Raw genomic sequence first — 25,663 nt, 5'->3', positions numbered from 1 at the left:
GTGATCGCGAGATTGTGGACAACGGCGCCCGGTTCGCGTTGCGGGCGGCGGGTCACGTACACTTCCGGTGGCGTCCCATCTAGGTGGGGCGACTACGCATGCCCGCACCAACTGTGACGGTCCTCGGTCCTGGAGCTCGCTCCGGGTGGATCGGCGCGACGGGCATCAGGAGCCGCGGGTCACCCGATCCGTGGCGGGACAACCGAGAACCAGGCCCGGAACGCAACGTTCCCGGGCCGCAAAAGGAGACCCTCATGGCCGTCGTGACCATGAAGCAGCTGCTCGAGAGCGGCGTGCACTTCGGGCACCAGACCCGGCGCTGGAACCCGAAGATGAAGCGCTACATCCTCACCGAGCGCAACGGCATCTACATCATCGACCTGCAGCAGTCGCTGTCCTACATCGACCGTGCGTACGAGTTCGTCCGCAGCACGGTGGCCTCCGGCGGCGCGATCCTGTTCGTCGGTACCAAGAAGCAGGCCCAGGAAGCGATCGCCGAGCAGGCGACCCGGGTCGGGATGCCGTACGTGAACCAGCGCTGGCTGGGCGGCATGCTGACCAACTTCCAGACCGTGAACAAGCGGCTCCAGCGTCTCAAGGAGCTCGAGCTCATCGACTTCGACGACGTCGCCGCCTCCGGTGTCACCAAGAAGGAGCTGCTGCAGAAGCGTCGCGAGCACGACAAGCTGCTCAAGACCCTCGGCGGTATCCGTGACATGGCCCGGGTTCCGGCCGCCGTGTGGATCGTGGACACCAAGAAGGAGCACCTCGCGGTCGACGAGGCGCGCAAGCTGAAGCTGCCGATCATCGGCATCCTCGACACCAACTGCGACCCGGACGAGGTCGACTACCCGATTCCGGGGAACGACGACGCGATCCGCTCGGTCGGCCTGCTCACCCGGGTCGTCGCCGACGCCGTCGCGGACGGTCTGATGGGCCGCTCCGGCCAGGGCTCCGCCGCCGCCGGCGAGGAGCTGGGCCAGGAGGAGCCGCTGGCCGCCTGGGAGCGGGAGCTGCTGGAGAGCCAGAACGGCACCGCCAAGACCGCCGAGGCGCCTGCCGCGGAGGCCACCGAGGCTGTCGAGGCTGCCGCGGCCACCGACGCCGTGGCCGACAACCCGCCGGTTGCCGAGTCCGGTGCGGTCGCGGAGACCGTCGCCGCCGCCGACGACACCCCGGTCGTGCCGGTGAGCCCGGCCGAGGCGTCCGAGAAGTCCGACGAGGCCTGAGTTGCCAGTGGGCCGCCCGGCACAGCCCGGGCGGCCCGCCTCCGGACCTGCTACGACGGTCCGCGCCGGCAGCCGGCCACAGTCCCCACCAGCACCGACAAGACGAGAGAACGAGGAATGGCGAACTACACCGCCGCTGACGTGAAGAAGCTCCGCGACACCACGGGCGCGGGCATGATGGACGCGAAGAAGGCGCTCGAGGCGACCGACGGCGACTTCGAGAAGGCGATCGAGGAGCTGCGCATCAAGGGCGCGGCCAAGGCCCAGAAGCGCGGCGCCGAGCGGTCCGCCACCAACGGCCTGGTGGCCGCGGCGGAGAACGCGCTGGTCCAGCTCAACTGCGAGACCGACTTCGTCGCCAAGAACGAGCAGTTCCAGCAGCTCGCCGCCGACATCGTCGCGCACGCCGCGGCCAGCAAGGTCGGTGACGTCGAGGGCCTGCTCAACGAGAAGCTCTCCGACGGCAAGTCGGTGGCCGAGAACATCGAGGCCCTGGCCGCGGTGATCGGCGAGAAGCTCGAGCTGGGCAAGGTCGCCGTGTTCGACGGCCAGGTGACGGCGTACATGCACAAGCGTGCCGCCGACCTGCCGGCTCAGGTCGGCGTGCTGGTCGAGTTCGAGGGTGACAACGTCGAGGCTGCCCGTGGCGCCGCCATGCAGGCCGCCGCGATGCGCCCGCTGTACACCACCCGCGACGAGGTCCCGGCCGAGACGGTCGAGAACGAGAAGCGGATCGCCGAGGCGACCGCCCGCGAGGAGGGCAAGCCCGAGGGCGCCCTGCCGAAGATCGTCGAGGGCCGGGTGAACGGCTTCTTCAAGGAGGTCGTGCTGCTCGAGCAGCCGTCGGTCACGGAGAACAAGAAGACCGTGAAGGCCGTGCTGGACGAGGCCGGTGTCACCGTGAAGCGGTTCGCCCGCTTCGAGGTCGGCGCCTGATTCCGTCGAGGATCTGAGCGCACAGGCAACGAAGCAACGAACGAGGAGGCCGGAATCGTGACGGAAACCCTGGGTACCGAGACGAGTCCGGCCTCTCCGCCGTTCTCTCCCGCCTACCACCGCGTGCTGCTGAAGCTGTCCGGTGAGGTGTTCGGCGGCGGCAAGCTCGGCGTCGACCCGGACGTGGTGAACTCGATCGCCAGGCAGATCGCCGACGTGGCGCGGGCCGGCGTACAGGTCGCCGTGGTGGTCGGCGGCGGCAACTTCTTCCGCGGGGCCGAGCTGCAGCAGCGCGGCATGGAGCGGAACCGGGCCGACTACATGGGCATGCTCGGCACCGTGATGAACTGCCTGGCCCTGCAGGATTTCCTGGAGAAGCTCGGCATCGAGACCCGGGTGCAGACCGCGATCACGATGGGTCAGGTCGCCGAGCCGTACATCCCGCGCAAGGCCGAGCGGCACCTGGAGAAGGGCCGCGTGGTGATCTTCGGCGCCGGCTCCGGTATGCCGTACTTCTCCACCGACACCGTCGCCGCGCAGCGGGCGCTCGAGGTCGGCGCCGAGGCGCTGCTGATGGGCAAGCAGGGTGTGGACGGCGTGTACGACTCCGACCCGAAGAAGAACCCCGACGCCGTCAAGTTCGACCAGCTCTCGTACGACGACTTCCTGGCCCGCGGTCTCCGGGTCGCCGACGCCACCGCGATCAGCCTGGCCCGCGACAACGCGCTGCCGATCGTGATCTTCGGGCTCGAAGAGGGCAACATCGAGCGGGTCATCCACGGCGAGAAAATCGGTACCGTCGTCTCCCGGGGGCAATAAACCCCGATAACCGGCTGTACGCCCCGTACGACTAGGATCGGGACACACGTGGCCGCGCCGAGGCGGCCCAGAGGAAGCGAGGAATGTCGTGATCGACGAAGCTCTCCGCGATGCCGACCAGAAGATGGCGAAGGCCGTGGAGGTTGCCAAGGACGACTTCGCCGCGATCCGCACCGGCCGCGCCCACCCGCAGATGTTCGCGGGCATCCTGGCCGACTACTACGGCAGCCCGACACCGCTGCAGCAGCTGGCCGGCTTCCAGGTCCCGGAGCCCCGCACGGTGCTGATCTCGCCGTACGACAAGGGCGCGATGGCCGCGATCGAGAAGGCGATCCGCGACTCCGACCTCGGGGTCAACCCGGGCAACGACGGCGCGGTGATCCGGGTCGTGCTGCCGGCCCTGACCGAGGAGCGGCGCAAGGAGTACATCAAGGTCGCGAAGACCAAGGCCGAGGACGCCAAGGTCTCGGTCCGCAACATCCGCCGGCACGCCATGGACCAGGTGCACAAGACGGTCAAGGACGGCGAGGCGGGCGAGGACGAGGGCAAGAGTGCTGAGAAGCGGCTCGACGGGTTGACGAAGAAGTACGTCGACTCCATCGACGAGCTGCTCAAGCACAAGGAAGCCGAACTGCTCGAGGTGTGATGGGCGTCGACAGCACGCCCGCGCCGAGTCCCAGCCCGAGCCGCGCCGGGCGCAATCTGCCGGCCGCGATCGCGGTCGGCGTCGGGCTCGGCGCGCTGATCCTCGGATCGCTGTACTGGCAGAAGTCCCTGTTCGTCGTGCTGGTGCTGGCGACGATCCTGGTCGCGGTCGACGAGATGATCAAGGCCCTGCGCACCGGCGGCGCGATGATCCCGAAGGTGCCGCTGTTCGTCGGTACGACGGCGATGCTGGTCGCGGCGTACTTCGGCGGCCCGATGGCGCTGCTGGTCGCGCTCGGCGGCACGATCCTCGGCACGCTGTTCTGGCGGATGCCGGGCGGGTCGGTCGGCTTCGTCCGCGACGTGTCGGCCGGAGTGTTCCTGATCGGGTACGTGCCGTTGCTCGCCGGTTTCGCGGTGCTGCTGGTGCAGCCGGACGCGGACGGCCCAGGGCGGGTGGTGACGTTCATCCTGGTCGTGGTCGCCAGCGATGTCGGCGGCTACGTGGCCGGTGTGCTGTTCGGCAAGCACCCGATGGCGCCGACGATCAGCCCGAAGAAGTCCTGGGAGGGCTTCACCGGCTCGGCACTCGCGTGCATCGGTGCGGGCATCGCGGCCGTCATCTTCCTGCTGCACGGCGACTGGTGGGTCGGCGCGATCGTCGGTGCGGTCGCGGTGCTGACGGCGACGGTCGGCGACCTCGGCGAGTCGATGATCAAGCGCGACCTCGGCATCAAGGACATGTCGAACCTGCTGCCCGGTCACGGCGGCGTGATGGATCGCCTCGACTCGCTGCTCGCGACCGCGCCGATTGTGTGGCTCCTCCTACATCTCCTGGTGAAAGCATGACTACTGCCCCCGACGGACGGTCGCTGGTCGGCGACGTCGTACGGCTGGATCGGATGCAGCCCTCCGACATCGACGAGCTGTACGCCGCGATCGGCAACGAGCAGGTGTACGCGAGCGGCTTCGGAGGCGGCCCCGCGGCGATGCCGACCAGCGCGGAGGACATGCGCGCGACGTGGATCCCGGCGTCGGCCAAGCGGTTCGCGTACGTGGTCCGCCTGGTTGCCGACGGCACCGTTGTGGGTACGTCGAGCCTCGGCGACGTCGACGTACCGAACGAGCGGATCCACCTCGGCTGGACCGGCTACGCGCCGGCCGTGTGGGGAACGGTGGTAAACCCGGCGACGAAGCTGCTGCTGCTCGAGCACGCCTTCGAGACCTGCGGATTCGGCCGCGTGAAGATCCAGACCGGCCTGAAGAACACCCGTTCGCAGGCAGCGATCGCCAAGCTCGGCGCGACCCGCGAGGGCGTGCTGCGACGGCACATGCGGCAGGCGGACGGTTCGTTCCGCGACACCGTGGTGTTCTCGATCCTGGCCGACGAGTGGCCGGACGTGCGGAAGCGGCTCGAGGACCGGATCAGCCGGTGAGCTCGGCCAGCGCCGCGTAGTTCGCCAGCAGCGCGGCCCGGTCGAAGGTGTTCGTGGTGATCAGCAGCTCGTCGGCACCTGTCCGCAGGACCAGGTCGCTCAGCGCGTCGCGTACTTCCGCAGCGGTCCCGTAGAGCTGGCCGTCGATGGCCCGGTCGAAGAGTTCCTGTTCGCGGGCGGTCATCGTGGTCGGGATGTCCGGCTGGAGCGGCGGGAAGACACCGCGGGTGCGCGAGTAGGCGGTGGCCCATGCCTCGGGCAACAACAGTTCACGGGCGGCGGCGGTCGTGTCGGCCACGGCTGCCGTGACCGCGAGGATGACGGTGGGCTTCCAGTCCGAGGGCTGGAAGGACTCCCGGTACTGCGCTGCCAACTCCGGCGAATCCGGTCGGTTGGCCAGCACCACGGGGAGACCCAATGCTGCTGCGATTGAGGCGCCTTCACCTACGGCAAGGATGAAGGGCGGGATCCGCAAACCCTCGCCTGGGCGCGCGTGGACATCGGACTTCCCGGCGAAGTAGCCCAAAAGCTCGCGAACCTGATCCGCGAAGTCGTCGGCGGCGTCCTTCTCCACACCGAGCGCCCGTCGTACGCCGTTGGTGAAGCCGACCGAACGACCGAGGCCCATGTCGATGCGGCCCGGATACAGCGACTCGAGTACGCCGAACTGCTCCGCCACGATGAGCGGGTTGTGGTTCGGCAGCATCACACCGCCCGTACCGACCCGGATCCGATCAGTGCGCGCGGCAACAGCCGCCGCAAGGACCGTGGGAGCGGAGCCGACCACGCCCGGCACACTGTGGTGCTCTGACACCCAGAAGCGCTTGTAGCCAAGGTCTTCCACCTGCTGCGCCACGTCCACCGTCGCCCGCAAGGTCGCGGCCTCCGACTCGCCCACACGCGTCCGGGAGCGATCCAGAACTGACAGCGGGACGGAGAGCATGCAGAGTCCAACGGGCCTGCAGGAGACGTCATTCCCCGAGGAGCAGCCGCAGGTCGTCGCGGAAACGCTCCGCGTCGGCAAGAGGAGCCAGGAACGACTGCTCCACCTCCAGCCGTACCCGTTCGGCGGCGGCGAACGTGGACTCACCAAGCGACGTGAGTACGACGACGTTGCGCCGCCGGTCCTCCGCGCTCCGCCGGCGTTCGACGAAGCCGCGCTCCTCCAGCCCGTCCAGCAGATCGCCGATCGACGTCCGATCGACCCGGAGCCGCGCCGCCACCTCGAGCTGGGAGAGCGGCTCGCCCGACGCGACCGCCGACAGTACCGCCAGGTCACGCCCATTCAGCCCGTGCGGTGCGAGCGCCTGGGTCTGGGTCTCGGTGAGTCGCGCAAGGACGTGTTTGAGGAGATACCCCAGCCGGTCGGATGGCATATAAGACAATCTACCGGCTTGCTGATCGTCAGGATAACTGATCATCAGTTACACTGACGATTATGCCACCGACCTTCGGTCTGAAGACCACTCCGATGCATGTCCCGTACGCCGACATCCGGCGCGTCTGGCTCGAGGCCGACGAGTACCCGCAACTCCGCGACGCCTGGCTCTGGGACCACTTCCTCCCGCTGGCCGGCCCGAAGGACGGCGACGTCCTCGAAGGCTGGACCCTGCTCACCGCGCTCGCGGCACAGACCACCCGGCTCCGCCTCGGCCTGCTCGTCACGAGCAACCGGATCCGCCCGCCGGCCGTGCTCGGGAAGATCGCGAGCACGCTCGACGTGATCTCCGGCGGCCGCCTGATCATGGGCCTCGGCGTCGGCGGCACCCACCAATCCGCCGGTCTGAGCGGCGTCCCGGGGCCGAACCCGGCGATCGAGGAGTACGCCGCGTACGGGCTGACGCTGGTGCCGCCGGGGGAGGGCGTCGACCGGCTGCGCGAGACGATCCAGATCCTGCGCAGGATGTGGACCGAGGACGAGTTCGACTACCACGGCCGGTACTACACCCTCGAGCGCAACCGGAACTCGCCGAAGCCGGTTCAGCAGGGCGGCCCGCCGCTGCTGATCGGCGGCTGGGGCAACCGCATGCTCCGGCTGGTCGCGCGGTACGCCGACCAGTGGAACATCAGCGGCCCGCCGCACACCGACTTCGCCACGCTCGCCGACCGAGTGCACCGGCTCGACATGGAATGCGAGCGGATCGGCCGCGACCCGTCGACGGTGAGCCGTTCACTGCAGCAGATCGTCTCGTACGACGACCCGGCCGGGACGCGGGCGATCGTCGAGCAGGCTGTCGGACTGGGTTTCGACCACATCGTGCTGTCGCTGCCGCGGCCGTACCCGGAGCACGTCGTGCGCTGGCTGATCCGGGAAATTGTCGACCCTTTCCACTGAGATCGAAACGTGCGGTGATTTTTTCACCGCAGCGCGACGTGGTGTGTCAGCATCAAACACAGGATGATCCGCCCCGGTCGTCCCAGTGAGGAGCTGACATGATTCCCACGACGAAGTTCAAGGCCGCCCTCGGCGGTCTCGCCCTGATCGCAGCCGCCGTTCTCCCCGTCAACGCAGCCACCGCCGTACCACAGACCACTGTTTCGGCGGAGCGGGTCGCAGCGAGCAAGCCGGTACCGAAGCTCGGCTACTCGACGCAGACGCTCCGGACGCTCAACATCGACTTCCAGTACCAGCAGACCGGCTACTGGTGCGGCCCGGCCGCGACCCGGATCGCGCTGTCCGCGCGGATCTCGCCGCCGAGCCAGCAGCAACTGGCCAACGAGTTGCCGACTACGACCAACGGCACGGACTGGATCGGGCAGGTGACCCGGGTACTCAACAACCACCTCGGCACCGGCTGGTACGAGACCAAGGAGATGCCGAACGACCCGCCCACCCAGGCCCAGCGCGATCTGCTCTGGCGTGACGTGGTCCTGGACATCAACAACAACTACCCGATCGTCGCCAACATCGTTGCCCCGGCCAACAACCACCCGCCGGGCTACCCGAACTACACGATCTACCACTACTTCACCGTGATCGGGTACGACGACAGCGACCAGACCGTCCTGATCGCGGACCCGGCCGGCTTCGCGCCGACCGCGACGTACTGGCTGACCTTCAACCAGCTCGCCACACTCATCCCGCCGAAGGGCTATTCGGCCTGACGGACGCCGAGCCGTGAGACCGGTCGCCGCCCCGGCCGGTCTCGCCGCGATACTGCTGTGTATGAGCCTCGCGCCGCGGTTGGAGATCGTGTACTGCACGCAGTGCCGATGGTTGATGCGGGCCGCGTGGACCGCACAGGAGTTGCTGACGACGTTCCCGAAGGAACTCGGCGAGGTCGCGCTGGTGCCGTCGACCGGCGGCGTGTTCGACATCAGCCTGGACGGGGAGCTGCTCTGGTCGCGCAAGGCCGAGGGCGGGTTCGCCGAACTGCCGTTGCTCAAGCAACTGGTCCGGGACCGGATCGCCCCGGATCGCAAGCTCGGGCACTCCGATCGCAAGGAAAGTGATCCGCAGCACGCTGGGGATGTGAATTTGTGAAGCACCGTACCGGCGGGCGACAATAGGTCGGTTATGTCTACCTCCCTGCCTCTTGTTTTCGATGAGCCGCGCCGTGCCAAGAAGCCGCCGCGGCACCTGGCCGATCTCTCCGGGGAGGAACGGCGGACCGCGGTCGAAGCGCTCGGTGAGCCCGCGTTCCGGGCCAAGCAGCTGTCGAACCACTACTTCTCCCGGCTGGTCTCCGACCCGGCCGAGATGACCGACCTGCCGGCCGCGACCCGGGACAAGCTGGTCGCGGACCTGATGCCGCCGCTGCTGACCCGCGTCCGCGACCTCGAGTGCGACAACGGCGAGACCCGCAAGACGCTGTGGAAGCTGCTCGACGGATCGCTGGTCGAGTCGGTTCTGATGCGGTATCCGGGCCGCGTGACGATGTGCGTGTCCTCGCAGGCCGGCTGCGGGATGGCGTGCCCGTTCTGCGCGACCGGCCAGGGCGGCCTGACGCGGAACATGACCACCGCGGAGATCGTCGAGCAGGTCGTCGACGGTGCGCGGGCGCTCGCCCGCGGCGAGATCGCCGGCGGTCCGGGGCGGGTCTCGAACATCGTCTTCATGGGCATGGGCGAGCCGATGGCCAACTACAAGGCCGTCATCGGCGCGGTCCGCCGGTTCACCGATCCGTCGCCGGAGGGGCTGGGGATCTCGGCGCGTGGCGTGACTGTCTCCACGGTCGGCCTGGTGCCGCGGATCAACCAGCTCGCCACCGAGGGGATCCCGGTCACGCTGGCGCTGTCGCTGCACGCGCCGGACGACGAACTGCGCGACGAGCTCGTACCGATCAACAACCGCTGGAACGTCGACGAGGTGCTGGACGCCGCCTGGGGGTACGCGCAGCAGACCAAGCGCCGGGTCTCGATCGAGTACGCGATGATCCGCGACATCAACGACCACGCCTGGCGGGCCGACCTGCTGGCGGAGAAGCTCCGCGCGCGGGGCGACTGGGCGTGGGTGCACGTCAACCTGATCCCGCTGAACCCGACGCCCGGCTCGAAGTGGACCGCGTCCGACCCGGCCGACGAGCGCGAGTTCGTCCGGCGGCTCGAGGCCGGCGGGATCCCGGTGACGGTCCGCGACACCCGCGGCCAGGAGATCGACGGCGCCTGCGGCCAGCTCGCGGCCGCAAGCAAGTCCTGAAGCTGAACCGCCGCTCAGCTGAGTTCGGCGAGGATCTTTGCCAGTTCGTCGGGCTGCGAGAGCATCGGCCAGTGGCCGGTGCGTAGCTCGGTCAACTCCCACTGCGGTGACTTCAGGGCCTGCTGCACGTCCGGGGAGGGTGTGTCGCCTGCCATCAGGCACTTGATGTAGGTCGTCGGCAGCTCATCGATCGGCCTGGTCAACCGCGCCGGTTCGGTCAGCGTCAGGCCGGGATGCGGCGTACTGCGGGTTGCCAGCAGGTTGATCGCTTGCTCGGACAGATCCTGGTCGACGAAGTACTCCGCGCCGGCAGGCAGCCACGTGCCGTCGCCATCGGTGAGCTGGTCCTCCAGCCAGGCCCGGTCCTCCTCGGCCCAGGCGTCCGCGAACGACAACCCGTCGGCCGGGATGCTCGAGTCGACGTACACCACCCGCCGAAGCCGATCCACGATCCGACCGGCGGCCTGCCCGACCGGGATCCCGGAGTAGCTGTGCCCGACCAGCACCACGTCGGACAACTCGTTGCCCTCGACGACCGAGACGATGTCGTCGACGTGCTGTTGCTGGCCCACTCGATCCGTATCGCCCTCCGCAAGACCGCTCAGCGTCACGGCGTACACCGCGTGTCCCGCGCTCCGCAGGCGCTCCGCGACGGCGTCCCATACCCAGGCTCCCAGTCGTGCGCCTGGTACCAGTACGTACTCACCCATGCCGCGCACAGTAGACGACGAATGGGATGATCGGGCGGTGAAGATCCTGTCGATTCAGTCTGCGGTGGCGTACGGGCATGTGGGGAACTCGGCGGCGGTGTTCCCGCTCCAGCGGATCGGTGTGGAGGTTCTGCCGGTGTACACGGTGAACTTCTCGAACCACACCGGCTACGGGGCGTGGCGTGGGCCGATGATCAGTCCGGACAACGTCCGCGAGGTGCTGCTCGGCATCGAGGAGCGCGGCGTGCTGCCGCAGATCGACGTGGTGCTGTCGGGTTACCAGGGCGGTGAGGGGATCGCGGACGTGATTCTCGAGGCGGTCGAGCGGGTGAAGGCGGCCAACCCGGACGCCGTGTACTCGTGCGACCCGGTGATGGGCAACGCGAAGTCCGGGTGCTTCGTCGCGCCGGCGATTCCGGTGCTGCTGCGCGACCGGGTGGTGCCGGCGGCCGACATCATCACGCCGAACCAGTTCGAGCTCGGCTTCCTGACCGGTACCGAGCCGGACACGCTCGAGTCGACGCTGGCCTCGGTGGACCTGGTCCGCGCGACCGGCCCGCGGACGGTGCTCGTCACGAGCGTCGAGCGGCCCGATCGCGAGGACGGCACGATCGAGATGCTTGCGGTCGACGACAGCGGCGCGTGGCTGGTGCAGACGCCGTACATCCCGATGAAGGCGAACGGCTCCGGCGACGTGACGGCGGCGCTGTTCACGGCGCACTACCGCCGTACCGGTGATCTGGCCGAGGCCCTGGCGCGGACCACGTCGAGCGTGTTCGACCTCCTGACACGCACGTACGAGTCCGGCGAACGCGAACTGCAGCTCGTGGAGTCCCAGGACGCCTACGCCAACCCGAAGCTCGAGTTCAAACCCCAGCGGGTCCGCTGACGAGTTCCGCCGCTTCGTCAATGGTGGGGACGAGGTGGATGGACATCGGGCGGGTGGCGGCCAGGGACTGGAGCAGGGGCCAGACAGGGAGTGTCGTGGTCCAGTGGTTGATGTCGACCAGGACCAGGGGGATGTGGGTGGCCGCGTCGCCGTAGTAGTTGGGGGTGGCGGCTTGGAAGACTTCCTGGACGGTGCCTGCGGCTCCGGGGAGGTAGATGATGCCGCCGCGGGCCCGGCTGAGCAGGACGTCCTCGCGTTGGGCGTTGGAGAAGTACTTGGCGATCGAGGACGCGAAGACGTTCGGCGGCTCGTGACCGTAGAACCACGTCGGCACGGAGACACCACCGTCGCCCGGGAACTCCCGTCGTACGTCTAGACCGGCAGTAGCCCACGCGGCGATCGACGGGCGGAAGGACGGTACTGCGGACAGCCGTGTGAGCACGTGCTCCACAGTGGTGTCGTCGTACGCCGCCAGCGAAGCCCCGAGGTTCGCGGCCTCCATGGCGCCCGGACCGCCTCCCGTGACGACCACATGCCCTCGGCGGGCCAGCGTACGGCCCAGGAGAACGGCAGACCGGTAGTCCCAGGAACCACGCAGTACGCCGTGACCTCCCATCACGCCGACCCACGACCTATCTGCAGGCAGTTCCGTGAGAGCGTCCGCGATCGCGTGGTCGTGCAGGGCCGCTGCCAACGTACGGCTGGTGTCGCCCTTCTCGTCGTGCTGCCGGGACCACGCGTAGATCTGTGCGTCCGGTGTGGCGTCGTACCCGTGCTCGAGCCCCGCATACAGCTCGTCCGCGTCGTACAGCCGCCCGCGGTACGCGTCGAACGGCAGCTCCGGGATCGCGGGGAACACCAGCCCGCCGCCGTCGCGTACCCACGCGTCCGCCTCGTCCTCCAGCGCGCAGCCGAGAAACACCGAACCCATGGGCTTCAGCCCGAGGAGTTGCGCCGTACGACCGGTCAGATCGACGGACTGTACCCGCCAGCCGGCCATCGAGCTGGCGCCGGCCGCCAGCAACCGGTCGAAGTGCTCCAGCGACTCGATGTCCACATGCGGGATGCTCGGCAACGTCACGCAGAGAACGGTAATGGACGTGCCTCATGACTTGAGGTAATGGTTGGACCATGACAAACGCGAAGACACATGCGGAGCTCTGGGAGCGTCACAAGGCCGTCATGCCGGCATGGCTCGCGTTGTACTACGAGGAGCCGATCGAGCTCGTGCAGGGCTCCGGCCGGCGGGTGACCGACGGCGAGGGCAACACGTACCTCGACTTCTTCGCCGGCATCCTGACCAACGCGATCGGCTACGACATCGCGGAGATCTCCGAGGCGGTCCGCGAACAGCTCGGCACCGGGATCGCGCACACCTCGACGGTGTACCTGATCCGCAAGCAGATCGAGCTGGCCGAACAGATCGCGGAGCTGTCCGGGATCCCGGACGCGAAGGTGTTTTTCGCGAACTCCGGTACCGAGGCGAACGAGACCGCCCTCCTGCTGGCCACTCAGGCGCGCCGCTCGAACCAGGTGCTGGCGATGCGCAACTCCTACCACGGCCGCGCGTTCGGCACCGTCGCGATCACCGGCAACCGCGGCTGGTCCGCGAGCAGCCTGTCGCCGGTCAACGTGCAGTACGTCCAGGGCGCGTACCGGTACCGCAGCCCGTTCCGTGACCTACCGGACGCCGAGTACATCAAGGTGTGCGTCGACGATCTGCGCGACGTCATCCAGACGACCACGTCCGGGGACGTGGCGTGCCTGATCGCGGAGCCGATCCAGGGCGTCGGCGGATTCTCCTCGCCGCCCGACGGGCTGTACGCCGCGTTCAAGGAGGTCCTGGACGAGTACGGGATCCTGTTCATCTCCGACGAGGTGCAGACCGGGTGGGGCCGGACCGGCGACCACTTCTGGGGTATTCAGGCGCACGACGTCGTACCGGACGCGATGACGTTCGCGAAGGGCCTCGGCAACGGGTTCGCGATCGGCGGGGTGGTCGCAAAAGCTGAGTTGATGGACAGCATCAAGGCGAACTCGCTGTCGACGTTCGGCGGCAACCCGATCTCGACGACCGCGGCCAAGGCGACGATCGACTACCTGCTCGACAAGGACCTACAGGCGAACGCGGCCAAGCGCGGCGCCCAACTGGCCGACGGCCTGCGCGGGATCTCCGACGAGTTCCCCGAACTGGGCGACGTCCGCGGCAAGGGCCTGATGCTCGCCGCCGAGATCGTCAAGCCCGACGACAACACCCCCGACCCGGCCGCCACCACCAAACTCCAGCAGGAGACCAAGAACCGCGGCCTCCTGATCGGCAAGGGCGGCCTCTACGGCAACGTCCTCCGGATGGCCCCACCCATGACCCTGACCGAAGAAGAGGCCGCCGAAGCCCTGGAAATCATCCGCGACTCCTTCGGCACCCTGCGCTGACAACAAGCGGAAGGCCTCTCCCGCGAACGCGAGGAGAGGCCTTCTGACTGCTCAGATCGGGGCGCCTTGGCCGGGGTCGTTGGTCAGGGGGAGTGGGGGTGGGGCGCCGGTGATCTTGCGGCGGCGGCGGGAGCGGCCCTCGAGGTAGCGGGCCAGCAGGGACAGCAGCGAGCAGAGGCCGATGTAGATGACCGCGGTGACGATGTACGTCGGGATGTACGGGAAGCCGTACCCGAGCCGGCCGCCCATCTGCTTCGCGACGTACAGCAGTTCGCCGTACGTGATGATGAAGCCGAGCGCGGTGTCCTTCAGCAGGACGACGAGCTGGCTGACGATCGCGGGCAGCATCGCACTGATTGCCTGCGGCAACAAGACCAGCCGGACAACCTGGTTCTTCCGCAGACCGAGCGCGTACGCGGCCTCTCGTTGTCCCTTCGGTACGGCGGCGATACCGGCCCGGAAGATCTCCGCCAGCACCGACCCGTTGTACAGCGTCAGTCCGAAGACGACCGCCCAGAACGGGCCCAGCCCGAGGTTGAACTGGATGTTCCCGAAATAGAAGTAGAACATCAGGATCAGCAGTGGCACCGCGCGGAACAGCTCCACGATCAGCGTCGCCGGTGTCCGCACCCACTTGTGGTCGCTGATCCGCGCCGCCGCGAACACCGCGCCGAAGAGCAGGGCCAGCACGGCCGCGAGCCCGGCAGCCTTCAGCGTGTTGAGGAGGCCGTGCAGCAGCTCCTTTTGGATCGCCTTGTACTCGAACTGCCGCCACAGCCGTCCCTCGAACTGACCGTGCACGTACATCCGGTGGATCAGCCAGGCGAGTGCTCCGAGCAGCACAACCACGACCACGACGTTGGAGATCCGGTTGCGGACCTTCGCCCGGGGGCCGGGGGTCTCGTACAGGACTGAGCTCATCAGGCCACCGCCGTCCGTCGTTCGGCCCACCGTTGCAGGAAGATCAGCGGCACGATCAGGATCAGGAAGCCGATCGTGATCCAGAGCAGCGTGAGCAGCTGGTTCTCACCGCGTTCGGACATCGCGGCCGGGATCGCGCCGGCCTCTGCGACCGAGAAGCCGGCCGCGATCGTGGTGTTCTTCAGCAGCGCGATCAGCACGCTCATCAACGGCGGGATGATTGCCCGGAACGCTTGTGGCAGCACGACGATCGTGAGCACCTGGAAGAACGACATCCCGACCGCGCGGGCGGCCTCGGACTGGCCCGGGGCGATCGTGTTGACGCCCGACCTGACCACCTCACAGATGAACGCCGACGTGTAGATCGTCAGCGCGCCGACCGCGGTCCAGAACGGGTTCGGCAGCGCGAGCTGCATCTTGGCGGCGCCGAAGAACAGGAACGCGAAGACCAACGTCAGCGGAGTGTTCCGCAGGATGTTGACGTAACCCGTACCGAAGCCCCGCAGGGCCGGTACCGGCGAGACGCGGAACGCACCCAGCAGCGTGCCGAGCACGAGACTGAGTACGCCGGACACCACGAACAGGCGGATCGTCAGCCAGAAGCCGTCCCGGAACAGTGGCCAGTTGTCGGTGAGGACCGAGAACATCGCGACCTTCCTCTTGCGTACAGGAACAGAATCCGGCCGCGGCGACCTGAACAGGTCGCCGCGGCCAGCTGATGGATCAGTACTTCTCGAGCGGCGGCGGGGTCGAGTCCGAACCCGACTTGCCGAGCGTCTCGCCGTAGATCGCCTTCCAGGTGCCGTCCGACGCGGAGGTCTCCAGGATGGAGTTCACCTTGTCGCGCAGCGCCTTGTCGGCGAGGGGCAGGCCGATGCCGTACTTCTCAGTGCTGAACGGCTTGCCTACCACACGGAGCTGGTCGGGCGCGGTGGCCGCGTAGCCCTTCAGGATCGCGTCGTCGGTGGTGACCGTGTCGACCTTCTTGTCCAGCAGCTGGGAGACGCACTCCGAGTAGGTCTTGAACTCGGAGATGTTGCTCGCCTCGGTGAGCTGCTCGTCCTTCACCCGCTGGATCGGCGTCGAACCGGTCGCCGAGCAGACCTTCTTGCCCTTCAGCGCGGTCTTGCCCGCGTCCATCGACGTGTCGTCCTTGCGGACCAGCAGGTCCTGGCCGGCGATGAAGTACGGCCCGGCGAACGAGACCTGCTTCTTGCGCTTGTCGGTGATCGAGTAGGTGCCGACGTAGTAGTCGATCTCTCCACCGGCGATCGCGGTCTCACGGTTCGCGGACGGGATCTCCTTGTACTCGATCTTGTCCGGGTCGAACCCGAGGCCGGCCGACACCATCCGGGCCACCTCGATGTCGAAGCCGCAGCGCTTGCCGTCCGCGTCCTTGTACCCGAGATTCGGCTGGTCGGCCTTGACACCGACGGTCACCTTGCCGGCCGACTTCATCTTGGTGAAGGTCGGGCTACCGGCCACGTCGACGCCGCTCGCGGTGGTGAACTTGTGCAGGTCGCCACAGGAGTCGGACGCGCCGCCACCGTTGCCACCGCCGGCGCTCGGCTCGTCCTTGCCACAGGCGGCGGCGGTCAGCGCGAGAGCTGCGACGCCTACCGTGGCGACGAGGGTGCGCATTCTCATGATCAGGGTTCCCCTTCGTTTCGTTGCTGGTACGGCTGCGGGCGGAGCTCGAGGGCTCAGTGCTTGAGGATCTTGCCCAGGAAGTCCTGGGCCCGCCGGGAGGTCGGATTGGTGAAGAAGGCCTCCGGGTCGGCCTGCTCGACGATCTCGCCGTCGGCCATGAACACCACCCGGTTCGCCGCGGTCCGGGCGAAGCCCATCTCGTGTGTGACCACGATCATCGTCATGCCTTGTTTGGCCAGGTCGACCATCACCTCGAGGACCTCCTGGATCATCTCGGGGTCGAGCGCCGACGTGGGCTCGTCGAACAGGATGACCTTCGGGTCCATGGCCAGGGCGCGCGCGATCGCCACGCGCTGCTGCTGGCCTCCGGACAACTGGGCCGGGAACTTCGAGGCCTGGGTGGCCACGCCGACCCGCTCGAGCAGTTCCATGGCCCGCTTCTCGGCCTGCTTCGGGTCCGTCCCGCGGACCTTGATGGGGCCCAGGGTGACGTTCTGGAGGATGGTCTTGTGGGCGAACAGGTTGAACGACTGGAAGACCATGCCGACGTCGGCGCGTAGTTTCGCCAGTGCGCGGCCCTCGCTGGGCAGGGGTTGGCCGTCGAGCGTGATGCTGCCGGAATCGATCGGCTCCAGCCGGTTGATCGCGCGGCACAGCGTCGACTTGCCGGACCCGGACGGGCCGATCACGACGACCACTTCGCCCTCGTCGATGGACAGGTTGATGTCCTTCAGGACGTGCAGATCGCCGAAATGCTTGTTGACGCCGGTGAGGGCGACCAGACCTGTTTTCGTCACGGTGCCGGAATCGCTCATGGCCAGAACCTAGCGGAGCAGGGGGTGCGGTCGCAGGCCTGGGGGGTCCCACGGTGGTAACGATCTGCAATAAACCGGAGCGGATCGTGATGCGCTGATCACGGTCCGCTCCGGTGTGTGCTTCAGTGTGCGGTTGCCCCGGTTCCGCAACAACCACCTGCAGCGAGCGTCGCGCCGGTCGGCGGTTCCTTGACGGCCGCTTCGACGCCGGCGAGCAGTTGCTGACGAGCCGCGGGGGAGATGATCCGGCCTCTGGTGACGACCGTGTTGATCCGGCGGCTGTTCTGGATGTCGGTCAATGGATCGGCGTCCAATACAACCAGGTCCGCAATCTTGCCTGCCTCGACCGATCCCAGTTGCGTGTGCAGACCGAGGAACTTGGCCGGTTCGGCGGTCGCGGCGTACAGCGCCTGCCGCGGCGTCGCGCCCGCGCCGACCAGGTGCTCCAGTTCGTCGTGCAGCGCGAAGCCGGGGACGGAGTACGGCGTACCCGTGTCGGTGCCGGCCATGATCGGTACGTCGTGTTCGAACAGTTCGCGCACGAACCGCTGCCGCCACGCCCACATCTGATGCTGGTGGGAGATCTCCTCCGCGGTGCGATTGGCGGCGTACAGGTTCTGGATGACGTAGTCGTACGTACCGATCGAGTCCTCGCTCATGTACTTCGCCAGCGCCGGGTCCAGGCGGGTGTAGTCGATCTGGTCGAGGACGCTGTGCATGGTCAGCGTCGGCGTGACCCGGGTGCCGTTGCGGCGCAGCGTGCCGAACACGTCCGCGGCGCGGGACGGGCTGTACGTGTTCGCCGCGATCCACTCGATCGGGTGCAGTTGCCGGAACCATCCGTTGTAGTCGCCGGTCCCCACCTTGATCCCGAGCAGCATCCGCCGTACCTCGGCCTCCCGGGTTGATACCGCCAGCCCGAGCGAGTGGATGTGTTCGATGCTGCGCTGGCCGGCGTTGCTGACCTCCTTCGGCGAGACCTGATCGGGCCCGTGGCCGTGGACCGTCAGGCCGACCTCGCGCGCCTCGTCGATGATCGCGAGCCAGGACTCCCGGCTCAGCCGCGAGTACACCTTCACGAAGTCGGCGCCCTCGTTCTTCACCCGGCGGACGGCGGCGCGGGCGTCGGCGGCGCCGTCGACGACGATGACCTTGATCAGGTTCGGATCCCACAGCGTCGGGTCGCCGTCGATGATGTTGCTCGCGACGACCATCCGCGGGCCGAGCAGCGTGCCGGCCGCGATCCGGTCGCGCCAGTCGTACAGCATCGGGTTGGTGCCGGCCATCTCGCGGACGGTGGTCAGGCCGTTGGCCAGATAGAGAGGTGGCGAGACGCGCTCGTCGCCGAGGCTGTGGACGTGCATGTCGGCGAGACCAGGGATGACGTACTTCCCGGTCAGGTTGATCTCGACGGCGCCGCGCGGGACCTGGATCCGGCCGACACCGATGATCCGGTCGGCGCTCAGCAGCACGGTCTGGTGCGGGCGTTTCCGGCCGGAGGCGACGTCGATGACGGTGACATCGGTGAGCGCGGTGATCCGCGGGGGCCGGGTAGTGGTGGTCGTGGTGGCGTTCGCGGTCGTGAAGCCGCCGCCGGCGAGGACGGCGGCGCCGGCGGCGGTACGGGCGAGAAACTGACGACGAGAACTGTTCATGCCCCTCACTATTCTCCGCACGGGTGTCACGGTCAGGGGTGTCAGGCCGTTGGCCCAGGTAGGGAAATGTCTACCCCGGCACGTACTCTTGGTGGCTGTCATGCGTACTTATGAGGTCCGCACCTACGGGTGCCAGATGAACGTCCACGACTCCGAGCGGCTGCGCGGGCTGCTGGAGGACGCGGGCTATGTCCGCGCGCCCGAGGGGGACGAGGCCGACGTCGTCGTCTTCAACACCTGCGCGGTCCGCGAGAACGCCGACAACAAGCTGTACGGCAACCTCGGCCACCTGGCGCCGGTGAAGGCGCGCAAACCCGGCATGCAGATCGCCGTCGGCGGCTGCCTGGCGCAGAAGGACAAGGCGACGATCACCCGGAAGGCCCCCTGGGTCGACGTGGTGTTCGGGACGCACAACATCGGTTCGCTGCCGGCGCTGCTGGAGCGGTCCCGGGTCGAGCAGGAGTCGCAGGTCGAGATCCTCGAGGCGCTCGAGGTGTTCCCGTCGACGCTGCCGGCCCGGCGCGAGTCGCCGTACAGCGCCTGGGTGTCGGTGAGCGTCGGCTGCAACAACACCTGCACGTTCTGCATCGTGCCGTCGCTGCGCGGCCGGGAGAAGGACCGCCGGCCGGGCGAGATCCTCGCCGAGGTCGAGGCGCTGGTCGCCGAAGGCGTGCTCGAGGTGACCCTGCTCGGGCAGAACGTGAACTCGTACGGCGTGGAGTTCGGCGACCGGTACGCGTTCTCGAAGCTGCTCCGCGCGTGCGGCTCGATCGACGGCCTGGAGCGGGTCCGGTTCACCTCGCCGCACCCGCGGGACTTCACCGCGGACGTGATCGAGGCGATGGCCGAGACGCCGAACGTGATGCACTCGCTGCACATGCCGCTTCAGTCCGGGTCGGATGCCGTGCTGAAGGCGATGCGGCGTTCGTACCGCCGGGACCGCTACCTGAAGATCATCGAGGACGTGCGGGCGGCGATGCCCGACGCGGCGATCACCACCGACATCATCGTCGGGTTCCCGGGGGAGACCGAGGAGGACTTCCAGGGCACCCTCGACGTGGTCCGGCAGGCGCGGTTCGCGGGCGCGTTCACCTTCCAGTACTCGAAGCGTCCCGGGACGCCGGCCGAGTCGATGGAGAACCAGGTCCCGCGCGAGGTCGTCCAGGAGCGGTACGAGCGTCTCGTCGCGTTGCAGGACGATCTGGCCTGGGCGGAGAACAAGCTGCTCGTCGGGCGTTCGGTCGAGGTGCTCGTCGCGGAGGGGGAGGGGCGCAAGGACGCGAGCACGCACCGGCTCAGCGGCCGTGGCGCGGACAACCGGCTCGTCCACTTCGCCGTACCGGAGGGCGTCGAGGCGCCGCGGCCGGGCGACATGGCGACGGTCGAGATCACGTACGCCGCTCCGCACCATCTGGTCGCGGACGTCTTCGGCGCGGTACGCCGTACGCGCGCCGGCGACGCGTGGCAGCGTGCCCAGGACGCACCGGCCCAGGCTCCGGGCGTGATGCTCGGGATGCCGACGGTCGGAGCCAAGCGCTTCGAGCCGGCAGCCGGCGGCTGCCAGGTCGGATGACGGGTCTGTCCGCTCTGCTTCCGCCGGGAGCAGAGCCGTTCGCGGCCGGGCGGGACGCGGACGTGTACGCGATCGACGACGACTGGGTGCTGCGGCGGTACCGCGACGGGCACCCGGTGCGGGACGAGGCCGACTACATGCGCCACGTCGCGAAGTACGACTACCCGGTCCCGGCGGTCGGTGAGATCAGCGGCGCGGACATGGTCATGCAGCGGATCTCCGGGCCGACGCTCGGCGAGGCCGTGATCGCGGGCGAGCTCAGTCCGGCTGAGCTCGGGGTGGTGCAGGCCGATCTGCACCGGCGCCTGCACGCGATCCCCGCTCCGAGTGGCGCGGCCGGACTGACCGTGGTGCACGGCGATCTACATCCGTTCAACGTGATCTCGGCTGCCGACGGCCCGATGGTGATCGACTGGCGCAACGCGGAGGAGGGGCCGGCCGAGTTCGACGTCGCGATGAGCGCTGTCATCCTCGCGCAGGTCGTGCTCGATCCGGAATGGGCCGAGCTCTCACCGCTGCTGCGCGAGTCGCTCGCCGCGTACCTCGCCCACTCGATCGACCCGACCCCCGGCCTCCCCGCCGCGTTACGGGCCCGCGGCAACAACCCGACCCTCACCCCCGCCGAACTCGCCCTGCTACCCGCGCAGGACGAGCTCATCCGTTCCTACCTCTAAGTATTCAAGAACTGCGCCGGCTCAGGCGAAACCCTGGGCGATCACCGCGGGAAGGCCGCTGCCGTCGGCCAAGGCCGCTAGCACTCGTGCCTCATGGGGCACCAGCGGGTTCGGAAGCTTGTCGAGTGAGTACCACTCGAGGCCGGCGGCCTTGTCCGGTTCCATCAACCGCGGCTCACCGGACCACTTCGACGTCGTGAAGAAGAAGTCCACCCGTTCGTCGATCGGATCCCCGTTTCCCCCGGTCCGGTGCATCGCCGTCACCGGCACCAGATCCACCGGGTCGACGTCGATCCCGACTTCCTCCTTCAACTCCCGGACGGCGGCCGCCACCACCGATTCACCCTGCTCCACGTGCCCGGCCGGCATCGCCCAGTACCCATCCATGTAGCCGGTATTGGCCCGCAGCAACAACAACACCTCGTCCCCCCGCCGAACCACCACATAAGCCGCAGGCACCACCCGAAACCGATCCATACCCCGACCCTAATGACTCCTACCGACAGCGTTCACACGGTCCTCGTCATGACGCAGTGGTTCTTGCCCTTGGGGCGTTGGTAGGTGAAGCCGGCTTGTTCGAAGAGGGAGCGGGTGCCGTTGTAGAGGAACGAGGCGGTGATCTTCTTGCCGGCGGTGTCTTGCGGGTAGGCCTCGACCAATCCACCGCCGGCATCGGCGATCAGGGAGAGGGCGCCGCGGAGGGCGACGGCGGAGACGCCCTGGCGGCGGTAGTTGCGGTCGGTGAAGAAGCAGGTCAGCCGGTAGTCCGGCAGCCGTTCCAGCCCCGCCTCGTACTCCTTGCGGTGGTAGATGTTCGGCAGTTCCACCGGCGACCCGTACTCGAGCCAACCGACCGCGAGTTCCCCGTCGAACACCAGCGCCGCGTGCGCGCGACCTTCGAGCACGAGCCGGTGCTTCGTGTCGCGGTTGCTCACGGCGTCGAAGGTCTTCTCGTTGTGCATGGTGTGGAACCACGTGCACCAGCACCCGCCCCACACCCCGTTGTGTCGTTCCGCGAGCGCCGCGAACGCGTCCCATGTGTCCGCCGACAGCGCCCGCACCGTCAGTTGATCGAGTGCCACCATGAGACGACGGTACGACGGCATCCGGACGATCCCCGTCCGGAAATCACATCCGGTACGTCGCCCCCGGCACGGCGTACTCCACCGGCCCGTCGTACCGCGTCGCGGCCCGCGCCGCAGCCTCCGCCGGGGCGATGGGCCGGGCGACATGCGTGACGATCAACCGCCCAGCTCCCGCCGCGCTGTCGCCTGCCTGCTCAGCCGTGTGATGGGCAGGGTCGTCTCCGCCTGCCTCACACAGCAGTACGTCGCACCCGTCCGCGAGCTCGCTCAACGCCGCGCAGGGTGCAGTGTCGCCCGAGTACACCAGTGACCGTCCCGCCCCTTCCACTCGTACGCCGAACGCCGGCAGCCCGTGCTCCACCGCCCGCGACGTCAGCTCGACACCGCCGACCGTCGCCGTCTGCCCGTCGTACAACTCGGTGATCTCGAAAGCGGACTCGATCGGACTGCGCCGCGGCCCGTTCGTCAGGAACCCGGCGAGCCGGTCCGCCGCTCCGGAGGTCACGAGATAGCCGGAGCACGGATTGTCAGCGGCCGGGTACGGCGTCGCGCACCCGAGGACGGTCAGCTGGAGGTCAACCATGCAAAGGATCGTAGACAGACAGAAGGGCCGCAAGCGCGATGCTTGCGGCCCTTCCGGTTGAGGCTCAGGCGGGCGGGTTGTTCGGGATGTCGTCGTCCTGGCCGTCCAGGTTGTCCAGGCCGTCCTTGGCCTTCGTGACACCGGAGTCGATCTGGTCGCCGTACTTGCCGCCCGTCTTCTCGTCGACGAAGTCGCCGGCCTTGTCCAGGCCTTCGCCGACCTTGTCGCCGTGGCCGTCGACCAGGTCGGTGGCCTTGTCCTTCAAGTCCTCGGCCTTGCCCTTGAACTTGTCGAAGATGCCCATTGCGGGGCTCCCATTCCTGCGTAGTTGAGTGCTTACAGACAGCTAGCGGTGATCTTCGCACCTACAACGCCAGAACTGTGGGACCCCCGCGAGCGCCGTTCCCAAAACGATGCGGACGGCTACAACAGTACTACTCTACGTCGCCGCCACTGTCCGTGGTCGCGCCGCCGCCGGACTCGACGTCGCCGCCGGACTCCACGTCGCCACCGGACTCGGTACCCGGCTCGGTGTCGGCCGCGAACTCGACGTCCCCGCCGCTCTTCTTCGCCTCGACGTCGCCGCCGCTGCGCTTGGCCGCGGTGAGGCCCTCGGCCTCCTCCCCGAGCGCGTCCTTGGCCGACTCCTCATCGAACGAATTCGTCACTTGCTGTCCCCTCCCGTAGAAAATGTCACGACCCCATGGTTACTACCGGTATTTGCGGGTCATCCACAAGGCTGGTACAGACCTCTTGGCCAACTCTTGGTGGCGGGCCTGCCAGACTGGAACGATGCCTGCTCCACTCGTCGTCGCGGTCGTGGGCCCGACCGCGGCCGGGAAGTCCGACCTCGCCGTTACCCTGTCCCAGCGCCTCGGCGGCGAGGTGGTCAACGCCGACGCCATGCAGGTGTACCGCGGCATGGACATCGGTACGGCGAAAATCACCGCGGCGGAGCGGAACGGCGTACCGCATCATCTGCTCGACATTCTGGACGTCACCGAAACCGCGACCGTGGCCGAATTCCAGGAACTCGCCCGCACAGCGATCGACGACTGCCTCGACCGGCAGGTCGTACCGGTACTGGCCGGCGGCTCGGCGCTGTACGTCCGCGCGATCCTCGACGACTTCGTCTTTCCTGGTACCGACCCGGTGGTCCGCGCCCGCCTCGAGGCCGAACTGCACGCGCACGGCTCCGGCGCGCTGCACGCACAGTTGCGGGACAAGGACCCGAAGGCGGCCGAGCAGATCCTGCCGAGCAACGGCCGGCGGATCGTCCGCGCGCTCGAGGTCATCGAGATCACCGGCGGCCCGTACGTCGCCACGCTGCCCGAGCACCACTACGTGTACGAGGGCGCGGTCCAGCTCGGGCTCGACGTACCGCGCCCGGTGCTGGACGAGCGGATCGACCGCCGGGTGGACCGGATGTTCGACGCCGGATTCGTGGCCGAGGTGCGAGGTCTGCTGGACGAGGGTTTGATGGAGGGGAAGACCGCCAACCGCGCACTCGGATATTCGCAGGTGATCGCGTTGCTGAACGGTGAGATCGACGAGGCCCAAGCCCGGGAGCGGACCGCCCAGGCCACCCGGCGGTTCGCGCGCCGGCAGGATTCCTGGTTCCGCAAGGACCCGCGGATCACCTGGCTGCCGTACGACGCGCCCGATCTGCCCGACTTGGCGATGGAAGTGATAGCCCGAGGCAACCGCACGAGGCCCGCCGGCGTAGTCGAGGTGACACAAGGCCCAGGGGCCGTCGATGCGAGGGGGTGACCGTGAGGCCGAGTTCCGCGAGTACCTGATCGCGGACCGCACCAGGCTGATGCGAACGGCGTTGCTGCTCACCGCGGGCGATGTGCACACCGCCGAAGATCTGGTCCAGACCGCCTGCACGCGGGTGTACGTGCACTGGCACCGGATCAAGCACGAAGGCGCCGGTCCGTATGCGCACCGCATTCTGGTCAACGCCTTCCTGGACGAGCGCCGCCGGGCCGGCCGCCACCCCGAGGTGGTGACCGCCGACACGCTCGAGCCGCGGCTGACCGACGTACCGGACCAGGCGGACACGCTGGCGGTCCGGGACGCCTTGCTGGACCTCGCACCCCGGCAGCGAGCGGTGCTGGTACTGCGGTACTTCCAGGATCTCGACGTCGCGAGCTGCGCGCGGATCCTGGAGTGCACCGAGGGAACGGTGAAGAGCCAGACGGCGAAGGCGCTCAAACGCCTCAAGGAACTGATGACGGAAGAGACGGGGAGTAGCTGAGACCGCCGATGGACGAGGTCAAGAAACTGCTGGAGGGGTTCGCGGACCACGCCGCCGAAGGGCTGCCGGCCGCGGACATCGACGCGGACATCAGCCGCGGGCGGCTCGCGCTGCGCCGGATCAAGCGCCGGCGCCGGGTCACCGGCGTGCTGTGTGTCGCCGCGGCGTCCGCCCTCGTCCTGGCCGTCGGCAACCAGGTGAAGTGGTGGGGCGGCGGCGAGGTCGCCGGCGGTCCGGTCGAGCAGGGCACCGCGGCGTCGGCGGCCCGTCCCACGACGCCGCCGGCCGCGACGCCGAAGTCCAACGAGACGGTCTCCGCGTTCGGCGCGTCCGTTGTCGAGCTGGTCGCGAACCAGCAGGCGTGGAGCACGATCGCGTGCAGCCTCACCCCGAAGGGCTGGTCGCCCGAGAGTCCGATCACGGCGAACCGCGTGGTGCTGTCCCCGCCCGAGATGCGTACGGCGGACGTCGCGGCGAAGGTGGTGCTGCAGGCGTCGGACACGGCGCGCAGCCTGTCCCAGGTCCGGGTGATCGATGCGGATGGCAAGACCTTCCACATCGGCACGCTCGACGGCCGGCCGGCCGGACAGGTGAAGCTGCCGAGCCAGTGGTGGCTCCTCCTCGAACTCCCGACCGGCACGGTCGAGTGGCCGGACGACGAAGTACGCCGATTCCTGGATTCCTGCGCCGTGAACTGAGCCTGAGACTGGC

31 protein-coding genes are annotated in these 25,663 nt (G+C 68.2%); 17 read left to right on the top strand and 14 right to left on the bottom strand.

Translation table 11 applies throughout. From position 1 onward, the window contains the following. Positions 1 to 254: 254 nt before the first annotated feature. From rpsB to FB475_RS02805, 6 genes are all read left to right on the top strand, one after another. The gene (gene rpsB / locus FB475_RS02830; protein WP_141852247.1) at positions 255 to 1,229 is read left to right on the top strand and encodes a 30S ribosomal protein S2; all 975 of its coding nucleotides are present in this window, start codon (positions 255 to 257) and stop codon (positions 1,227 to 1,229) included. Positions 1,230 to 1,346: 117 nt separating this feature from the next. Beyond that, positions 1,347 to 2,165, top strand: coding sequence for a translation elongation factor Ts (tsf, locus tag FB475_RS02825; RefSeq protein ID WP_141852245.1), 819 nt, complete (start codon positions 1,347 to 1,349; stop codon positions 2,163 to 2,165). A gap of 57 nt (positions 2,166 to 2,222) precedes the next feature. Beyond that, the gene (gene pyrH / locus FB475_RS02820) at positions 2,223 to 2,984 is read left to right on the top strand and encodes a UMP kinase (protein WP_238331930.1); all 762 of its coding nucleotides are present in this window, start codon (positions 2,223 to 2,225) and stop codon (positions 2,982 to 2,984) included. Positions 2,985 to 3,075: 91 nt separating this feature from the next. Next, on the top strand, positions 3,076 to 3,630 hold the full coding sequence (frr, locus tag FB475_RS02815; RefSeq protein ID WP_202878385.1) for a ribosome recycling factor: 555 nt from the start codon (positions 3,076 to 3,078) through the stop codon (positions 3,628 to 3,630). Then, entirely contained in the window at positions 3,630 to 4,478 is an 849-nt protein-coding gene (locus tag FB475_RS02810) for a phosphatidate cytidylyltransferase (protein ID WP_141852241.1), read from the top strand. Before frr ends, FB475_RS02810 begins: the two co-directional genes overlap by 1 nt. After that, positions 4,475 to 5,065: a GNAT family N-acetyltransferase gene (locus FB475_RS02805; RefSeq protein WP_141852239.1), complete on the top strand. Its 591-nt coding sequence runs from the start codon at positions 4,475 to 4,477 to the stop codon at positions 5,063 to 5,065. Before FB475_RS02810 ends, FB475_RS02805 begins: the two co-directional genes overlap by 4 nt. Here FB475_RS02805 and FB475_RS02800 read toward each other — a convergent pair. Together FB475_RS02800 and FB475_RS02795 are read right to left on the bottom strand one after the other, a co-directional pair. After that, entirely contained in the window at positions 5,055 to 6,008 is a 954-nt protein-coding gene (locus FB475_RS02800; RefSeq protein WP_141852237.1) for an MsnO8 family LLM class oxidoreductase, read from the bottom strand. The genes FB475_RS02805 and FB475_RS02800 overlap by 11 nt on opposite strands. Before the next feature lie 28 nt (positions 6,009 to 6,036). Beyond that, positions 6,037 to 6,441 carry a MarR family winged helix-turn-helix transcriptional regulator gene (locus FB475_RS02795; RefSeq protein WP_141852235.1) on the bottom strand — a complete coding sequence of 135 codons (405 nt, stop codon included), beginning with the start codon at positions 6,439 to 6,441 and terminating at the stop codon, positions 6,037 to 6,039. 62 nt (positions 6,442 to 6,503) lie between these two features. On the opposite strand from FB475_RS02795, the gene FB475_RS02790 reads away from it, so the two are divergent. The 4 genes from FB475_RS02790 (at position 6,504) to rlmN (ending at position 9,704) form a co-directional block, all read left to right on the top strand. Further along, entirely contained in the window at positions 6,504 to 7,400 is an 897-nt protein-coding gene (locus FB475_RS02790; RefSeq protein ID WP_202878242.1) for an LLM class flavin-dependent oxidoreductase, read from the top strand. A 98-nt stretch (positions 7,401 to 7,498) separates the two neighbouring features. After that, positions 7,499 to 8,170, top strand: a complete 672-nt coding sequence (locus FB475_RS02785) for a C39 family peptidase (RefSeq protein WP_141852233.1) — start codon at positions 7,499 to 7,501, stop codon at positions 8,168 to 8,170. 61 nt (positions 8,171 to 8,231) lie between these two features. Beyond that, on the top strand, positions 8,232 to 8,549 hold the full coding sequence (locus FB475_RS02780) for an Rdx family protein (protein WP_141852231.1): 318 nt from the start codon (positions 8,232 to 8,234) through the stop codon (positions 8,547 to 8,549). Between the two features lie 33 nt (positions 8,550 to 8,582). Then, a complete protein-coding gene (rlmN, locus tag FB475_RS02775) occupies positions 8,583 to 9,704 on the top strand; it encodes a dual-specificity RNA methyltransferase RlmN (protein WP_141852229.1) in 1,122 nt (373 codons plus the stop codon). A gap of 14 nt (positions 9,705 to 9,718) precedes the next feature. On the opposite strand, the gene FB475_RS02770 is transcribed toward rlmN, so the two are convergent. Then, the gene (locus FB475_RS02770) at positions 9,719 to 10,414 is read right to left on the bottom strand and encodes an alpha/beta fold hydrolase (protein ID WP_141852227.1); all 696 of its coding nucleotides are present in this window, start codon (positions 10,412 to 10,414) and stop codon (positions 9,719 to 9,721) included. A gap of 37 nt (positions 10,415 to 10,451) precedes the next feature. Between FB475_RS02770 and pdxY the strand changes: the two genes are divergently transcribed. After that, positions 10,452 to 11,303, top strand: a complete 852-nt coding sequence (gene pdxY, locus FB475_RS02765; protein ID WP_141857768.1) for a pyridoxal kinase PdxY — start codon at positions 10,452 to 10,454, stop codon at positions 11,301 to 11,303. Here pdxY and FB475_RS02760 read toward each other — a convergent pair. Next, positions 11,281 to 12,384, bottom strand: a complete 1,104-nt coding sequence (locus tag FB475_RS02760; protein WP_141852225.1) for an LOG family protein — start codon at positions 12,382 to 12,384, stop codon at positions 11,281 to 11,283. The two genes, pdxY and FB475_RS02760, sit on opposite strands and share 23 nt — an antisense overlap. Positions 12,385 to 12,434: 50 nt before the next feature. On the opposite strand from FB475_RS02760, the gene FB475_RS02755 reads away from it, so the two are divergent. Further along, positions 12,435 to 13,736, top strand: a complete 1,302-nt coding sequence (locus FB475_RS02755) for an aspartate aminotransferase family protein (RefSeq protein WP_141852223.1) — start codon at positions 12,435 to 12,437, stop codon at positions 13,734 to 13,736. A gap of 51 nt (positions 13,737 to 13,787) precedes the next feature. Here the strand turns inward: FB475_RS02755 and FB475_RS02750 are convergent, their stop codons facing one another. From FB475_RS02750 to FB475_RS02730, 5 genes are all read right to left on the bottom strand, one after another. Then, positions 13,788 to 14,657: an amino acid ABC transporter permease gene (locus tag FB475_RS02750; RefSeq protein WP_141852221.1), complete on the bottom strand. Its 870-nt coding sequence runs from the start codon at positions 14,655 to 14,657 to the stop codon at positions 13,788 to 13,790. Continuing rightward, positions 14,657 to 15,304: an amino acid ABC transporter permease gene (locus tag FB475_RS02745; protein ID WP_141852219.1), complete on the bottom strand. Its 648-nt coding sequence runs from the start codon at positions 15,302 to 15,304 to the stop codon at positions 14,657 to 14,659. Before FB475_RS02745 ends, FB475_RS02750 begins: the two co-directional genes overlap by 1 nt. A gap of 76 nt (positions 15,305 to 15,380) precedes the next feature. Next, a complete protein-coding gene (locus FB475_RS02740) occupies positions 15,381 to 16,304 on the bottom strand; it encodes a glutamate ABC transporter substrate-binding protein (protein ID WP_141852217.1) in 924 nt (307 codons plus the stop codon). A 56-nt stretch (positions 16,305 to 16,360) separates the two neighbouring features. Beyond that, positions 16,361 to 17,122 (bottom strand): amino acid ABC transporter ATP-binding protein, encoded by a 762-nt coding sequence (locus FB475_RS02735; protein ID WP_141852215.1) that lies wholly within the window; start codon positions 17,120 to 17,122, stop codon positions 16,361 to 16,363. 122 nt (positions 17,123 to 17,244) lie between these two features. Further along, complete coding sequence (locus FB475_RS02730; RefSeq protein ID WP_141852213.1) at positions 17,245 to 18,777, bottom strand: amidohydrolase family protein; 1,533 nt, start codon at positions 18,775 to 18,777, stop codon at positions 17,245 to 17,247. Positions 18,778 to 18,877: 100 nt separating this feature from the next. Here FB475_RS02730 and miaB point away from each other — a divergent pair, with 100 nt between their 5' ends. Both miaB and FB475_RS02720 read left to right on the top strand, forming a co-directional pair. Beyond that, positions 18,878 to 20,350, top strand: coding sequence for a tRNA (N6-isopentenyl adenosine(37)-C2)-methylthiotransferase MiaB (gene miaB / locus FB475_RS02725; RefSeq protein ID WP_141852211.1), 1,473 nt, complete (start codon positions 18,878 to 18,880; stop codon positions 20,348 to 20,350). Further along, on the top strand, positions 20,347 to 21,024 hold the full coding sequence (locus FB475_RS02720; protein WP_185759029.1) for a phosphotransferase: 678 nt from the start codon (positions 20,347 to 20,349) through the stop codon (positions 21,022 to 21,024). Before miaB ends, FB475_RS02720 begins: the two co-directional genes overlap by 4 nt. Positions 21,025 to 21,045: 21 nt before the next feature. Here FB475_RS02720 and FB475_RS02715 read toward each other — a convergent pair whose 3' ends face one another. From FB475_RS02715 to FB475_RS36615, 5 genes are all read right to left on the bottom strand, one after another. After that, on the bottom strand, positions 21,046 to 21,501 hold the full coding sequence (locus tag FB475_RS02715; protein ID WP_141852209.1) for an NUDIX hydrolase: 456 nt from the start codon (positions 21,499 to 21,501) through the stop codon (positions 21,046 to 21,048). Positions 21,502 to 21,533: 32 nt separating this feature from the next. Next, positions 21,534 to 22,109 (bottom strand): GNAT family N-acetyltransferase, encoded by a 576-nt coding sequence (locus FB475_RS02710; RefSeq protein ID WP_141852207.1) that lies wholly within the window; start codon positions 22,107 to 22,109, stop codon positions 21,534 to 21,536. 43 nt (positions 22,110 to 22,152) lie between these two features. Further along, a complete protein-coding gene (locus FB475_RS02705; RefSeq protein ID WP_141852205.1) occupies positions 22,153 to 22,692 on the bottom strand; it encodes an MBL fold metallo-hydrolase in 540 nt (179 codons plus the stop codon). Between the two features lie 64 nt (positions 22,693 to 22,756). Beyond that, complete coding sequence (locus FB475_RS02700; RefSeq protein ID WP_141852203.1) at positions 22,757 to 22,996, bottom strand: antitoxin; 240 nt, start codon at positions 22,994 to 22,996, stop codon at positions 22,757 to 22,759. 130 nt (positions 22,997 to 23,126) lie between these two features. Beyond that, positions 23,127 to 23,360 carry a hypothetical protein gene (locus FB475_RS36615; protein WP_185759027.1) on the bottom strand — a complete coding sequence of 78 codons (234 nt, stop codon included), beginning with the start codon at positions 23,358 to 23,360 and terminating at the stop codon, positions 23,127 to 23,129. A gap of 124 nt (positions 23,361 to 23,484) precedes the next feature. Between FB475_RS36615 and miaA the strand changes: the two genes are divergently transcribed. Genes miaA through FB475_RS36610 form a run of 3 tightly spaced genes read left to right on the top strand, consistent with a single transcriptional unit; the run spans position 23,485 to position 25,650 of the window. Further along, a complete protein-coding gene (gene miaA, locus FB475_RS02690) occupies positions 23,485 to 24,462 on the top strand; it encodes a tRNA (adenosine(37)-N6)-dimethylallyltransferase MiaA (RefSeq protein WP_141852199.1) in 978 nt (325 codons plus the stop codon). Then, the gene (locus FB475_RS02685) at positions 24,449 to 24,952 is read left to right on the top strand and encodes a SigE family RNA polymerase sigma factor (RefSeq protein WP_141852197.1); all 504 of its coding nucleotides are present in this window, start codon (positions 24,449 to 24,451) and stop codon (positions 24,950 to 24,952) included. The genes miaA and FB475_RS02685 overlap by 14 nt, the downstream gene beginning before the upstream one ends. Before the next feature lie 8 nt (positions 24,953 to 24,960). Further along, positions 24,961 to 25,650, top strand: coding sequence for a hypothetical protein (locus FB475_RS36610; protein WP_185759025.1), 690 nt, complete (start codon positions 24,961 to 24,963; stop codon positions 25,648 to 25,650). Positions 25,651 to 25,663: the final 13 nt, after the last annotated feature.

This window comes from Kribbella jejuensis, assembly GCF_006715085.1.
Taxonomy (GTDB): domain Bacteria; phylum Actinomycetota; class Actinomycetes; order Propionibacteriales; family Kribbellaceae; genus Kribbella; species Kribbella jejuensis.
This window is presented reverse-complemented; position numbering and strand designations above follow the sequence as displayed.